The sequence below is a fragment of the Streptomyces sp. AF1A genome (assembly GCF_047340315.1).
GTDB lineage: Bacteria > Actinomycetota > Actinomycetes > Streptomycetales > Streptomycetaceae > Streptomyces.
In genome coordinates this window covers 1-13,133 of record NZ_JBLEBI010000190.1, presented here as the reverse complement: position 1 = coordinate 13,133, position 13,133 = coordinate 1, and the positions used below count along the sequence as shown (strand labels likewise).

The window sequence follows — 13,133 nt, the reverse complement described above, 5'->3', positions numbered from 1 at the left end:
CCGGGGCGGGCTCGGCGGCCGTCTCGGCGCGCCGCGCGCGTGACGCGAGATAGGCGCGGGCTCCCCAGCCGAGGACCGCCTCGGCCAGCGCGAGGCCCAGTCCGTCGTCGAACCGGGCGAGTTGCTCGGCGGTGCGCCGGCAGTGCGTGCAGCCGGCCAGGTGCTGCTGCAGATCCGGGTCCATGTCGGTGCCGGCGCGCCGGCAGGTGACGTCGAGCATGCGCTGGTAGCGCCGGCAGTCGGCCTCGGGGGCGAGCTCCCGGTGCACCTGCAGGCACTCCTCGCGCAACCGCTCGCGGGCCCGGCGCAGTTCGATCAGCACCTCCTCCTCGTCCAGGCCCAGCAGACCGGCGGGCACGGCCGGCGGCTCGGCCTCGACGTCGACGTGCCACAGCACGGCGCGGGAGGTCTGGGGCAGCCGCTGGAACGCGCGGGACAGCAGCCGTCGGCCCGGTGGGGGCAGCAGCCGGGCGGCGGCGCGCTCGCCGGTGCCGGGGCGCAGGGCGGGGTGGAGGAGTTCCCGGCGGCCGTCGGTGTCCCACTCGGCGGCGATGCGGCGGACGGTGACGAGCACATGAGGCCGCCACGCGGTGGTCGGGCCGCCCGCGCGGAGCGACTCGCCGAACAGCCGGGTGAAGGCGGCCGTGGTGAGCATGCCCGCGGCGCGCGGTCCGTCCGTGCACAGCCGCGCATAGGCGAAGGCCGCCGCCCAGTGCCGGTCGAGGAGTTCACCGACCGGGTGGAGCGCGGGAGACGTGCCCGTCCACTTCCTCAGCTCGGCGCTCAGCTGCTCGTCCGACAGGCCTGCCTCGTGCACGGCTGCATTCCTCCAGACGGGATAAGGAATCAAGTCCATACCAATTGGTATGGAGAGGGGGCGGGGCGGCTCTGACGTCCACCTGAGGCGGCTCTTTTGAAGCGTGGGGGGTGTACGGGGAGCAGCCTGGCGCATACGAGGGAATGTGATGTTCCTGCGCGCCGACAGCGCACACTTTTGCACGCCACCGCGCACCGGAACAAGAGATCTCACGATTCTCGCAATTATTCACCGCGCTTTCTTTATTGACATCTCGTCAAGGGCGAACTCTTTCTTCCCATTACTGGCCTTCGCCCGCCCGGTGGGAACCGGGCGGCACCTCGTGGCGCTCGCGGAAGGCCCGGCCGAAGTGGAGGGGACCGGGAAATCCGCAGGCCCTCCCGGTCGGGCGCGTTCTTCCTCGGGCACGGCAGGGGGCGCACGGGGGGGGCGCGCCGGGACGCGCTCCCGGAGACCGGCCGAGGTGCGGCGAGCGGGCGGAGCTGCCGCGCAGCGAGGGGGCGGGTCCGTGCGGCGCGGAGTGCTCCCCGCACGGACCCGGCCGGCCGGTCAGTGGCCGCTGATGGCGTGCGGCGCGTACGGCCGCTCCAGTTCCTCGATCTCCTTGTCGCTCAGGTCGAGTTCGACGGCGGCGACCGCGTCCTCGATGTGCTGCGGCCGGCCGGCGCCGACGATCGGCGCGGCCACCGTGTCCTGGTGCAGCAGCCAGGCGAGCGCCACCTGGGCGCGCGGCACGCCCCGGTCGTTCGCGATCCGGGTGACGGCCTCGACGATCGAGCGGTCGCTGTCCTGGTAGAGGCGGCCGCCGAAGTTGTCGTTCGCGCTGCGCTCGGTGACCGTGCCCCAGTCACGGGTGAGCCGGCCCCGGGCGAGCGGACTCCACGGCAGCACGCCGACGCCCTGGTCCGCGCAGAGCGGCAGCATCTCCCGCTCCTCCTCGCGGTAGAGCAGGTTGTAGTGGTTCTGCATCGACACGAACTTCGTCCAGCCGTGCCGCTCCGCGGTGTACTGCAGTTTGGAGAACTCCCACGCGTACATCGAACTCGCGCCGATGTAGCGGACCTTGCCCGCCTTGACGAGGTCGTGCAGCGCCTCCATCGTCTCCTCGACGGGCGTCGCGTGGTCGTAGCGGTGGATCTGGTACAGGTCGACGTAGTCGGTGCCGAGCCGGCGCAGGCTGTGGTCGATCTCGGTCATGATGGCCTTGCGGGACAGCCCGGCGCCGTTGGGGCCCGGCCGCATCCGGCCGTGCACCTTGGTGGCGAGCACGATCTCGTCGCGGTCGGCGAAGTCGCGCAGCGCCTTGCCGACGATCTCCTCACTGGTGCCGTCGGAGTAGACGTTCGCGGTGTCGAAGAAGTTGATGCCCGCCTCCAGCGCCTGCCGGATGAGCGGACGGGACGCCTCCTCGTCGAGAGTCCATTCGTGCGTGCCGCGGTCCGGCAGCCCGTAGGTCATGCAGCCCAGACAGATCCGCGAGACGTCCAGGCCCGTCGAACCGAGCTTCACGTACTGCATCGTTGCTGCTCCTGCCTTCGGGACGGGTGGTCACACCGAGCCTACGACGTGGCCCGGAGCCGCCTGACGGCCCGAGCGTGCCGGCGCCGTGATCGTGGCGCCCCACGCCGGCCGGCGCGGACGGACGGCTCCCCCGATCAGCGCCGGCCACGCGGGCGCCGCGCGGTCACGGGCGCCCACCGACGGCAGAAGGCGGGCGGCAACTGCCGCCCACGGCGATACGCGCCGCACGGCAACGAACACCCTCAGCACAGGAGACAAGAACCGGGCCGTACACGCCATGCGGCAACGCGCGCCCGCCAACGGCAGGAGGCACGAGCCCGGCGTCGGCCTGCGTCAGGCTCGCTCCAGCAGGTCCAGGGCCGTCGCCCAGGGGAAATCCGGGCGACGGCCGTCCGGTCCGGGTTCCCCGGAGTACGGCTCGCCGAAGCGGACGCCCATGCCGCGCAGCCGTATCAGGCTGTCCCGGTAGGCGGGATGGGCGGCCAGCGGGCCGGCCACGCACGGCAGGACGGCGATCGGCACGCCGAGGCCCGCGGCCTCGCACAGGGTGCCCAGGGCGAGGGTGTCGGCGATGCCCGCCGCCCACTTGTTGACGGTGTTGAAGGTGGCGGGCGCGACCGCCACGGCGTCCGGCCGCGGGAACGGGCGGGGGTCGGCCGGGGAGCGCCACGCGGACCGGACCGGGCGGCCGGTCTGCGCCTCGACGGCCGCGCTGTCGAAGAACCCGCCCATCGCCACCGGCGTGGCGATGACACCGACCTCCCAGGCCCGCTCCTGCGCGGCGGTGATCAGCTTGCTGACGCCGGCGGCGATGCCGGCCGCGCAGACGACGACGTACAGGAAGGGTTTCCCGGGGTGTTCGGTCACCCGGGAACCCTACCCACGCGCCCCGGCGTCAGGTGCCGGACTCCTTCACGGTGATCGCGCCCACCGGGCAGGCGCGGGCCGCCTCGCCCACCATCGGGTCGCCCCCGCCGTCCTCCCGGCCGGGGATCAGCATGCTGAAGCCGTCGTCGTCCTGTGTGAAGACGCCCGGCGCGGTCAGCGCGCACTGACCGGCGCCGATACAGACGTCCCTGTCGATCTCGATGTGCATGTACCGAGCCTCTTACCAGGTCACGGGGAGTTCCAGCATCCCCTGGATGGTGTCGCCGGGCTTGAACGGGATCTCCTCGGCGGGAGCCGCCAGCCGCAGGCCCGGCAGGCGCGCGAACAGGGAGCCGAGGGCGATCTCCAGTTCCGCGCGGGCCAGGTTCTGGCCCAGGCACTGGTGGATGCCGAAGCCGAAGGCCACGTGGTGGCGGCTGGGGCGGTGGAAGTCCAGCGCGTCCGGGTCCGCGTACTGGGACGGGTCTCGGTTGATCACGGACGTGGAGAAGAACACGCCCTCCCCGGCCCGGATGGTGGTGCCGGCGACCTCGATGTCCTCCCGGGCCACCCGCACCAGCCCGTCCGCGATGGACAGCATCCGCATCAGCTCCTCGACGGCGGCCGGCAGCAGCGCCGGGTCGGCGCGCAGCTCGGCCAGCCGTTCGGGGTGCTGGAGCAGCGTGTAGGTGCCGAGGGAGATCATGTTGGCGGTGGTCTCGTGGCCCGCCACCAGCAGGATGACGGCCATGGAGACCACTTCGGCGCGGCTCAGCGCGCCGGTGCGCAGCTGCCCGTGCACGAGGTCGTCCAGGACGCCGTCGCCGGGAGCGGGCTGCTGCGCCTTCTCGTCGACGAGCGCGCCGAGGTACTCCTCCAGCCGGCGGCGGGCGTCCTGGGTGTCGGCGGCGGTCGGACCGCGCAGCAGCCTGCGGGACTGCCCCTCGAAGAACTCGTGGTCGGCGTACGGCACGCCGAGCAGGCCGCAGATCACCATCGACGGCACGGGCAGCGCGAAGGCGGAGACCAGCTCGGCGGGCGGCCCCTGCTCGGTCATCCGGTCCAGCAGCCCGTCCACGGTCCGCTGGATGGTGGGCCGCAGCCCGGTCGCGCGTTTGACGGTGAACGACGGGATCATCATGCGCCGCTGCCGCTGGTGCTCGGGGTCGTCCACCCCCAGCAGGGACACCCGGCGGTCGCGGACGCCCGCGAAACGCGGGGAGGGCATGGGGAAGTCGGGACGCCGGCGGTCGGAGGACAGGCGGGGGTCGGCGAGCAGCGCGCGGGCGGTGGCGTGGCCGGTGACCAGCCAGACCTCCCGCCCGTCGTAAAGGGTGGCGCGGGACAGGGCTCGCCCGTCGCGCAGCGGGTCGTATCCGGTCGGGGGGTGGTAGGGGCAGGTGCGGTCCTGGGGGAAGGCGACGGGGTCGGCCGGGGTCGCCGGGCCGGTGATGTCCGTCAGTTCCGTCATGGAAAGACCTCGCAGACGAAGAGGTGCGTCGTGCCGATCTTCATTAGATGCCTCAGGCACCTATGGGTCGACGACAAGTTCGGCCACTTCCATGGTCCGCCGGATCTGGCCGACGTGCACAGGTGAGAGGGGCCGGAACCGGCCGACGGGCCTTCCGGGCCGCCGGGATGACCGAGGGTGATCACCCCGTCGGCGGACGGGAGCCACGGTACGGATGATTCGTACGGCCATCGGTGTTGACGCCCGGTGGCGGACAGCCGTTGGACCGACGAAGGAGACGGATTCCATGCCTCTTGAGGGCGAGTACGAGCCCAGCCCGCAGCAGTGGGTGCGCGAGCAGGTCGAGCTGTACGAGAGCTCCGGCGGGACGAAGGGGACGACCCTGCTGGACACCGGACTGCCGGTCGTCATCCTGACCAGCCGGGGCGCGAAGAGCGGGAAGATCCGCAAGACGCCGCTGATGCGGGTGGAGCACGAGGGGAAGTACGCGGTGGTCGCCTCCCAGGGCGGGGCGCCCAAGCACCCGGTCTGGTACTTCAACCTCAAGGGTGATCCGCACGTCGAGCTGCAGGACGGCCCGGTCAGGCAGGACATGCGGGCCCGTGAGATCAGCGGCGCGGAGAGGGCCGAGTGGTGGGAGCGGGCGGTGGCCGCGTATCCGCCGTACGCCGAGTACCAGAAGAAGACGTCGCGGGAGATCCCGGTCTTCGTGCTGGAACCGGCCGACGGCAGCTGACCGGACCGGCCCGCTGCAAAAAACCCGTGCCGCCCAGGTGTGAACCGCCTTCCGCCCGGGCACTGGTGCGTCAGGCCCCGCCGCGTTCCCCCGTCGCGGCGGGGCTCTCGTGTGCCTCGCCCGCCGGCCGGTCGGTGACGTCGAGGAAGATCCGGTCGACGGCGGGCAGGCGGTCGGTGACGGACCGCTTGATGCGGACGGCGACCTCCTCGACCCGCTCGCTGTCCAGCCCCGGCGCGAGGTCGATCCGGGCGGCCACCAGCGTGGAGTCGAGGCCGAGCTTCATGGTGAACAGCGCCTCCACGCTGTCGATCTCCGGCTGCTCGCGCAGCAGCGCGTGGACGCGGTCGCTCAGCTCGGGGTCGGCGGCCTCGCCGATGAGCTGGTCGCGGGCGTCGCGGCCCAGCCGGTAGGCGACGTACACCAGCAGCACGCCGATCGCGAGCGAGGCCGACGCCTCCCAGACGACCTGCCCGGTCACCATGTGCAGGGCCATGCCGACGATGGCCAGGGTCACGCCGAGCACCGCCGTGCCGTCCTCCGCGACCACCGTGCGCAGCGCCGGATCGCGCAGCGCGCCCGGGCCCCCGCCCTGCCGGCGCACCTGGTGCAGCGCCCGCAGCAGCGAGAGGCCCTCGGCGAGCAGGGCCACGCCCAGCACGATCAGGCCCGCCACATAGCCGCTGGCCTTCTCCTCGGTGCCCTGGCGCAGGGCCTCGAAGCCCTGGAAGAAGGAGAAGCAGCCGCCCATCACGAAGATCCCGACGGCGGCGAGCAGGGACCAGAAGTAGCGCTCCTTGCCGTAGCCGAAGGGGTGCCGCCGGTCGGCGGGACGGCGGCTGCGGCGCAGGGCGGCCAGCAGGAACACCTCGTTGAGGCTGTCGGCGACGGAGTGCGCGGCCTCCGACAGCAGCGCGGGTGAGCCCGCGAAGACGCCGCCCACGGCCTTGGCGACGGCGATCAGCAGATTGGCGGCGAGCGCCACCAGGACCGTGATCCTGGTGTGCCGGTCGCCCCGGTGGTCCGCGGGGTCGCGTCCGTTCGGCGCAGGACCGTCCTCGGCCGTCCGTGCGGCCGTCTCCCGTTTCGAGGATGTTCCGCTCACGCCTCGCCGACTGCCCCGGACCCGGCGCATCACACCGTGCGGTCCGCGCCGAAACGGGGAACGTGATGCCCGAGACCTGAGGGACGCGAGGAGGAGACATGGGCGGCGACGGCAACAGCGCCTACGGCCACAAGACGTTCAGCCGGTCCCGGAGCCACTTCCGGGACCGGATCACCGCCGACGGCCAAGGCGGCCGGCCGGTCGAGGCCGGACGCTACCGGCTGGTGGTCTCCCGGGCGTGCCCGTGGGCGAGCCGGGCGGTGATCTCCCGGCGGCTGCTGGGCCTGGAGGAGGCGCTGCCGATGGCCGTCGCGGACCCGATCCAGGACGACCGCAGCTGGCGGTTCACGCTGGACCCGGACGGCCGGGACCCGGTGCTCGGCATCCGCTACCTGAGCGAGGCCTACGACCGGCGCGAGACCGGCTACCCGGGCGGGGTGAGCGTGCCCGCGGTCGTGGACGTGCCCAGCGGCCGGCTCGTCACCAACGACTACCAGCAGCTCACCCTGGACCTGGCCACCGAGTGGACGGCCCTGCACCGCGCCGGCGCGCCGGACCTGTATCCGGCCGAGCGGCGCGACGAGATCGACGCGGTGATGGCCGAGGTGTACCGGGACGTCAACAACGGTGTGTACCGGGCCGGGTTCGCCACGCACCAGAAGGAGTACGAGGAGGCCTGCACGGCGGTGTTCCGGCGGCTGGAACTGCTCGGCGAGCGGCTGGCCGGGCAGCGGTATCTGGTCGGTGACACGCTCACCGAGGCGGACATCCGGCTGTTCACCACGCTGGTCCGGTTCGACCCGGTGTACCACGGCCACTTCAAGTGCAACCGCTGGAAGCTGGCGGAGCACCCGGTGCTGTGGGCGTACGCCCGGGACCTGTTCCAGACGCCGGGCTTCGGGGACACGGTCGACTTCGACCACATCAAGCGGCACTACTACCAGGTGCACACCGGCATCAACCCCACCGGCATCGTCCCGCTCGGCCCCGATCTCGCCGGCTGGCTGAGTCCGCACCGCCGCGAGCAGCTGGGCGGCCGGCCCTTCGGCGACGGCACGCCCCCCGGGCCGGTGCCCCCGGGCGAACGGGTGGCCGCCGCCGGACGCCCCGCATGAGGAGGACGTGGCGAGGAAGGAGTCAGACATGGCCAAGTCGAAGAAGAAGAAGCTCCCTCTCGTCTACCAGCCCGTCGGGTTCATGCTCAGCTGGGCGAGCGGCGCGCTGGCCGGTCTCGCCTTCCGCAAGGCCTGGATGGCGCTGCGGCACGAGGAAAACGCGCCCGACGCCCTGGACCAGGACCGCGGCTGGGGCGAGATCCTGCTGGCCGCCGCGGTCCAGGGCGCGATCTTCGCGGCGGTGCGCAGCGCCGTGGACCGCACCGGCGCCAAGGCGATCGCCCGCTCGACGGGGGTGTGGCCGGTGGCCGACAAGGGCGGCCGGGACTGAGGCGACGACCCCGTGGAGTTCTCCGAGCCCGGCCGGCCGGGCGGGGTGGCGTGCACGTCGCCGGCCGGCTGGGCGAGGTGGCGTGCACGTAGCGGCGGAAGGCCGGCCGGACGCCGCCGGAACGCCGCATTCGCACCGGGTCGGCCGAGGCGTGCGTCCGCCCTCCGGCCGGCAACTGCCCGGAGAACTCGGCGAGTTGCTCGGGCTCGGCGCAGCCGGGAGCCACGGCGGCCGCTTTCACCGGTGCCGTGCTTCCTCCCAAGGTGCTTCCCGGCGGATGTCCCGGGCGCCGGATTCAGTCGGCGAGCAGCCACTCCCCGTCGCGCATCAGCTCCCGCCCCGGCAGCTCGCCGGCCTCGCGCCAGGCCTGCACGCGCTGCGGGACGACCCTGAAGTACAGGTAGGGCGTGGCCAGTTCACGGGGGTCGAAGCCGGTCTTGCCGGCGAACACCTCGGCGTCCTCCTCGGGCAGGTCCTCGGGGGTCACCGCCGTCACGGCGCCGTCCACGACGACGACGTCCCGGGTCGGGCCGATGCCGAGGCGGGCCCGGCCGGTGGCGACGAGGTTGCGCCCGGTACGGCTGTCGGCGGGGGTGGCGATCAGCAGGACGGCGCCGTCCCAGACGAAGGACAGCGGTACGAGGTAGGGGGCGGCTCCGTCGGGGCCGGCGGTGGCCACCCAGGCGTCGACGTCGTTCTCCAGCCGGTGCAGGGTGTCCCTCTTGCGCTGCTCGGCGGTGCGGGCGGGCGGCGGGGTCATGGGGTTCGGCCTCCTCTGGGTGCGAGTGCCGTTCAGTGTGGCCGTCGCCCCGCGTCCGCGCACGGATGTGATCAAGGCGTGTCCGGGCGGCGCCGGGACCGGGGCCGAGCGGTCAGCGGGCCTGCTGGAACGTGCGCCGGTAGGCCTGCGGGGACACGCCGATGGCCGCGTGCAGGTGCTGGCGCAGGGAGGCGCCGGTGGCGAAGCCGACCTCGGCGGCGACCTGGTCCACCGGCAGGTCGGTGGACTCCAGCAGGCGCCGGGCGCGGGCCACGCGCTGCTGGATCAGCCAGCGGCCGGGGCTGAGGCCGACCTCGTCGCCGAAGCGGCGGGCGAAGGTGCGCAGGCTCATCCGGGCGTGCCCGGCGAGGTCGGCCAGGGTGAGCGGCTCGGCCAGGCGCTCCAGGGCCCAGGCGCGGGTGGCGGCCGTGCTCGCGGCCCCGCTGACGGGCACCGGCTGCTCGATGTACTGGGCCTGGCCGCCGTCCCGGAACGGCGGGACGACACAGCGGCGGGCGACGCTGTTGGCCAGCTCGCTGCCGTGGTCGGTGCGGACGAGATGCAGGCAGATGTCGACGCCGGAGGCGGCGCCGGCCGAGGTGAGGACGCGGCCGTCGTCGACGAAGAGGACGTCCGGGTCGACCTCGACCTTCGGGAACCGGCGGCGGAACGCGTCCGCGACCTGCCAGTGCGTGGTCGCCCGGCGGCCGTCGAGCAGACCGGCCTCGGCGAGGACGAAGGCCGCCGTGCAGATCGAGACGATCCGCGCGTCCGGGCGGATGCGCGCGAGGGCGGCGGTGACCTCGTCGGGCAGCCGCTCGGGGATGTAGGCGGGCGGCATGGAGGTGACCACCACCGTGTCCGCCGTGTCCAGGATCTCCGGGCCGTGCGCCACCCCGATCGTGAAATCGGCGCTGGTGCGCACCGGGCGGCCGTCGACCGTGCAGGTCAGCACCTCGTAGTGGCCGTCGGCCGCGCCGAGGATGCGGCTGGGGATGCCCAGCTCGAAGGGGTAGACGCCGTCGAGGGCGAGGACGACCACCCGCTCCGGGCGCCGGGTGAGCAGCTGCATGTCAGGCATGGCACGATCCTATCGAAGCGTGGCAATCGTGCCATTGTCCGGACGCGCGAGCCCGGGCAGGCTGGGGGACCATGAGCGATGTGAACACCATGCGAGCCATCAGCCAGGACGTCCTCGGCGGCCCCGAGGTCCTGAAGGACGTGCGGATCGAGCGGCCCGAACCCCGGCCGAACGAGGTGCTGGTCCGGGTGCGGGCCGCCGGGGTGAACCCCACCGACTGGAAGCACCGGGCCACCGGCGGCTTCCTCGGCGAGCCGCCGTTCGTCCTCGGCTGGGACGTCTCCGGCGAGGTTGCCGCGACCGGGGTCGGCGTGGCCGCCTTCCAGCCCGGCGACGAGGTCTTCGGCATGCTGCCCTACCCCTTCGGCCACGGCTCGCACGCCGAGTACGTGATCGTCCCGGCCCGCGCCCTGTGGCACAAGCCGGCCTCGATCGACCACACCCAGGCGGGCGCGCTGCCGCTGGTCTCGCTGACCGCCTGGCAGGCGCTGACCGAGCACGCCGACGTGCGGCCCGGGCAGCGGGTGCTGATCCACGCCGCGGCCGGCGGGGTCGGGCACGTGGCCGTGCAGATCGCCAAGGCGCGCGGCGCGTACGTGATCGGCACGGCGAGTGCGGGCAAGCACGACTTCCTGCGGGAGATCGGGGTCGACGAGCCGGTCGACTACCGGTCCACCGACGTGACCGGGACGGTGCGGGACGTGGACGTCGTCCTGGACACGCTGGGCGGCGAGACGTCCGCGGCGTCGCTGCGCACGCTGCGGCCAGGCGGGACGGTGGTGTCGATCCTGCCGGTGGGTCCCCGGGAGTTCCACGCGGAGGCGGAGCGGCTCGGCGTACGGGCCGTACGGATGCTGGTGGACGCCGACCGGGCCGGGATGCGGGCGGTCGCCGAGCTGGTGGAGGCGGGGAAGCTGAAGGCGACGATCGCCGGGACGTTCCCGCTCGTCGATGCCGCGAAGGCGCACGAACTGGGCGAGACCGGCCGTACGACGGGGAAGCTGGTCCTGCTGGTCGGCTGAACGGTTCCGTGCGACACGCGCCAAACTCGAAGACATATGTCAATCGAACATGCTCAAATTCCTTCCATCGAGGGTAACTTGACGATCGGGGAACCGACGTCGGGGCACGGGTGGGAGGTGAGGCCGAGGTGCGACACGAGCCCGTACCTCTCACCCGGCATCTGCGCGTGTACGCCTACCGTGCGCACACGGTCCTGGAGTTCCGGGGCGAGATCGACATCGCCGCGGCGGCGGAGATCGCCCCGGCCCTGGACCTGGTCACCGGCCGCCCCGGCGCACGGGTCCTGATCGACCTGCGGCCCGTCGAGTTCTTCGACTGCTCGGGCCTGCGCCTGCTGCACCGGGCGCGGGCCCGGGTCCGGGAGAGCGGCGGGCGGCTGCACCTGGTGTGCACGCATCCGCTGACCCTGCGCGTCTTCCGGGTGACCGGCCTGACCCGGCTGCTGCCGCCGTATCCCACGCCGGACGCGGCCCTGGAGCAGGCCGAGGCCGCGTCCGGCTCCCCTGGCGGGTGACCGCCGGTCAGGTGGTCCACGACTCCTCGAACAGGGCGCTGACCGACTCGCCGTTGTGGATGCGCCGCACCGCCTCGGCCAGGGCCGGGGCGATGGAGAGGATGCGCAGCTTGTCGGTGTGCTCTGCCTCGGGGACGGGCACGGTGTTGGTGCACACGATCTCCAGCACGTCCGGCTGCTCGCTCAGCCGCTTGAGCGCACCGGCCGCGAACAGCCCGTGCGTGCAGGCCAGCCGGATGGACCGCGGCCCCGACTCCCTGAGGCGGTCCAGGAGTTCCAGTACGGTGCTGCCCTTGGCGATCTCGTCGTCCAGCACGATGACGTCCCGGTCGGCGACGTCGCCGATGACCGCGTTGATGCTCACCCGGTCGTCCGGGAACCGCTGCTTGGCGCCCGCCGCCACCTGTGCGCCGATCCGCCGGGCGAAGGCGGCCGCCTCCTTGGCGTTGCCGAGGTCCGGGGAGACGACCGTGGTGCGGGACAGGTCGTACTGCCGGAAGTGCGCGGCCAGTTCGCGCAGCGCGTGCAGGTGGTCCACCGGCACCGAGAAGAAGCCGTGCACCTGCGGTGAGTGCAGGGTCATCGCCAGCACCCGGCTCGCGCCCGCCGCCACCATCAGATCGGCGACCAGCCGCCCGCCGATGGAGATGCGGGGCGCGTCCTTCTTGTCGGAGCGGGCGTAGGAGTAGTGCGGCATGACGACGGTGATCCGGGCCGCGGAGGCGCCCCGGGCCGCGTCGCACATCAGCAGCAGCTCCACCAGGTGCTCCTGGACCGGCTTGACCAGCGGCTGGATCAGGAAGACGTCCCGTTCCCGGCAGTTGGCCTGAAGCTGTACCTCCAGACAGTCGTTGGCGAACCGGCTGACCCGCGTCGGGCTGAGCGGCACCCCGAGGTGCGCGCAGACCTCCTGGGCCAGGCCGAGGTGGGCGCTGCCGCTGAAGACGGCGATGTCTCGCACGATCCGCTCCTCGCGTGATCACTCCGGGCTGCCGCGCTCATGCTACTGGCCGGGGCCGCACCGGTAGAGCGTCGGCGCGGTGGCCGTCCTGCCGGCGCCTCCCGCCGGGGACGGGGCCGCGCCGCCGTAGGCCGAGGCCGGGACCTCGGTGCAGGAGGCCCGCACCCAGCCGGTGATCTGCGCGGCGGCCGTCCCGCCGGTGCCGCCGAACAGGAAGCTCGTGCCGCGTCCGCCGCCCAGCAGCACATAGCGGACCCGGCCGGTGTCCACCAGTTGCCGGAAACGGCTCTGCGAGGGGAAGGGCGCCCTGCCGCTGAAGCCCCCGAGGGGCAGGACGCGGGCACCGGACGCCAGGATGTACGGGGAGGCCGTGCTCCAGCTGCCGGACGCGAACACGTAGGTGGCGGAGCCCTGGTGGGCGCGCGTGTAGGCGAGCAGCCCGTGCTGCGCGGCCGTCAGTCTGCCGTCGGAGCCGATGCCGCCGAAACCGCTCCCGCCGCCGGCCCGGACGGTGTCGGTGCCGCCGCGGGACGACTGCGGTCCGAGGGCGCGCCCGTCGGGCCACGCCTTCCGGCTCGTCCGGTGGTGGCCGTGGCCGGATCCGGACGGTCCGACGGCGCCCGCAGCGGTGCCGCGGTACGCGGGGTTGAACACCTGCACCGTCCAGGCGCCCGGCGCGATGAGCAGGGCCGCGAGGGAGACGGCCGGCCCGGCGAGCGCGAGCCGGCCGCCGGCGCGCGGCCGGCCCGGCCGGGTGAGGACCAGCAGGACGACGGCGGCCAGACCCGCCACCGCCACGGCGGGCGCCAGCCACGGCAGGAACGACGGGAA

13 protein-coding genes and 2 pseudogenes are annotated in these 13,133 nt (G+C 73.3%); 5 read left to right on the top strand and 10 right to left on the bottom strand.

What is annotated here, in order from left to right:
* The 5 genes and pseudogenes from ACLU3S_RS31545 to ACLU3S_RS31525 all read right to left on the bottom strand — a co-directional run.
* Window positions 1–856, bottom strand: a pseudogene (locus ACLU3S_RS31545) (hydrolase); the annotation flags it as partial.
* A gap of 510 nt (window positions 857–1,366) precedes the next feature.
* On the bottom strand, window positions 1,367–2,335 hold the full coding sequence (locus tag ACLU3S_RS31540) for an aldo/keto reductase (protein ID WP_413955390.1): 969 nt from the start codon (window positions 2,333–2,335) through the stop codon (window positions 1,367–1,369).
* Between the two features lie 336 nt (window positions 2,336–2,671).
* Window positions 2,672–3,205, bottom strand: a complete 534-nt coding sequence (locus ACLU3S_RS31535; protein WP_413955389.1) for a flavoprotein — start codon at window positions 3,203–3,205, stop codon at window positions 2,672–2,674.
* Between the two features lie 28 nt (window positions 3,206–3,233).
* Complete coding sequence (locus ACLU3S_RS31530; protein WP_413955388.1) at window positions 3,234–3,434, bottom strand: ferredoxin; 201 nt, start codon at window positions 3,432–3,434, stop codon at window positions 3,234–3,236.
* 12 nt (window positions 3,435–3,446) lie between these two features.
* A complete protein-coding gene (locus ACLU3S_RS31525; RefSeq protein WP_413955387.1) occupies window positions 3,447–4,676 on the bottom strand; it encodes a cytochrome P450 in 1,230 nt (409 codons plus the stop codon).
* 286 nt (window positions 4,677–4,962) lie between these two features.
* Between ACLU3S_RS31525 and ACLU3S_RS31520 the strand changes: the two genes are divergently transcribed.
* On the top strand, window positions 4,963–5,412 hold the full coding sequence (locus ACLU3S_RS31520; RefSeq protein ID WP_413955386.1) for a nitroreductase family deazaflavin-dependent oxidoreductase: 450 nt from the start codon (window positions 4,963–4,965) through the stop codon (window positions 5,410–5,412).
* Between the two features lie 70 nt (window positions 5,413–5,482).
* Here the strand turns inward: ACLU3S_RS31520 and ACLU3S_RS31515 are convergent, their stop codons facing one another.
* The gene (locus tag ACLU3S_RS31515; protein ID WP_413955385.1) at window positions 5,483–6,547 is read right to left on the bottom strand and encodes a cation diffusion facilitator family transporter; all 1,065 of its coding nucleotides are present in this window, start codon (window positions 6,545–6,547) and stop codon (window positions 5,483–5,485) included.
* A 68-nt stretch (window positions 6,548–6,615) separates the two neighbouring features.
* Between ACLU3S_RS31515 and ACLU3S_RS31510 the strand changes: the two genes are divergently transcribed.
* Complete coding sequence (locus tag ACLU3S_RS31510) at window positions 6,616–7,632, top strand: glutathione S-transferase family protein (RefSeq protein ID WP_413955384.1); 1,017 nt, start codon at window positions 6,616–6,618, stop codon at window positions 7,630–7,632.
* A gap of 28 nt (window positions 7,633–7,660) precedes the next feature.
* Complete coding sequence (locus ACLU3S_RS31505; RefSeq protein ID WP_413955383.1) at window positions 7,661–7,963, top strand: DUF4235 domain-containing protein; 303 nt, start codon at window positions 7,661–7,663, stop codon at window positions 7,961–7,963.
* 295 nt (window positions 7,964–8,258) lie between these two features.
* Here the strand turns inward: ACLU3S_RS31505 and ACLU3S_RS31500 are convergent, their stop codons facing one another.
* The gene (locus ACLU3S_RS31500; protein WP_413955382.1) at window positions 8,259–8,723 is read right to left on the bottom strand and encodes a pyridoxamine 5'-phosphate oxidase family protein; all 465 of its coding nucleotides are present in this window, start codon (window positions 8,721–8,723) and stop codon (window positions 8,259–8,261) included.
* Window positions 8,724–8,835: 112 nt separating this feature from the next.
* Entirely contained in the window at window positions 8,836–9,804 is a 969-nt protein-coding gene (locus tag ACLU3S_RS31495; protein WP_413955381.1) for a GlxA family transcriptional regulator, read from the bottom strand.
* 71 nt (window positions 9,805–9,875) lie between these two features.
* On the opposite strand from ACLU3S_RS31495, the gene ACLU3S_RS31490 reads away from it, so the two are divergent.
* On the top strand, window positions 9,876–10,826 hold the full coding sequence (locus ACLU3S_RS31490; RefSeq protein ID WP_413955380.1) for an NADP-dependent oxidoreductase: 951 nt from the start codon (window positions 9,876–9,878) through the stop codon (window positions 10,824–10,826).
* Between the two features lie 128 nt (window positions 10,827–10,954).
* Window positions 10,955–11,341, top strand: coding sequence for an anti-sigma factor antagonist (locus ACLU3S_RS31485; protein ID WP_413955379.1), 387 nt, complete (start codon window positions 10,955–10,957; stop codon window positions 11,339–11,341).
* A 7-nt stretch (window positions 11,342–11,348) separates the two neighbouring features.
* On the opposite strand, the gene ACLU3S_RS31480 is transcribed toward ACLU3S_RS31485, so the two are convergent.
* Together ACLU3S_RS31480 and ACLU3S_RS31475 are read right to left on the bottom strand one after the other, a co-directional pair.
* Window positions 11,349–12,302 carry a ribose-phosphate diphosphokinase gene (locus tag ACLU3S_RS31480; protein WP_413955378.1) on the bottom strand — a complete coding sequence of 318 codons (954 nt, stop codon included), beginning with the start codon at window positions 12,300–12,302 and terminating at the stop codon, window positions 11,349–11,351.
* Window positions 12,303–12,344: 42 nt separating this feature from the next.
* Window positions 12,345–13,133, bottom strand: a pseudogene (locus ACLU3S_RS31475) (mannosyltransferase); the annotation flags it as partial.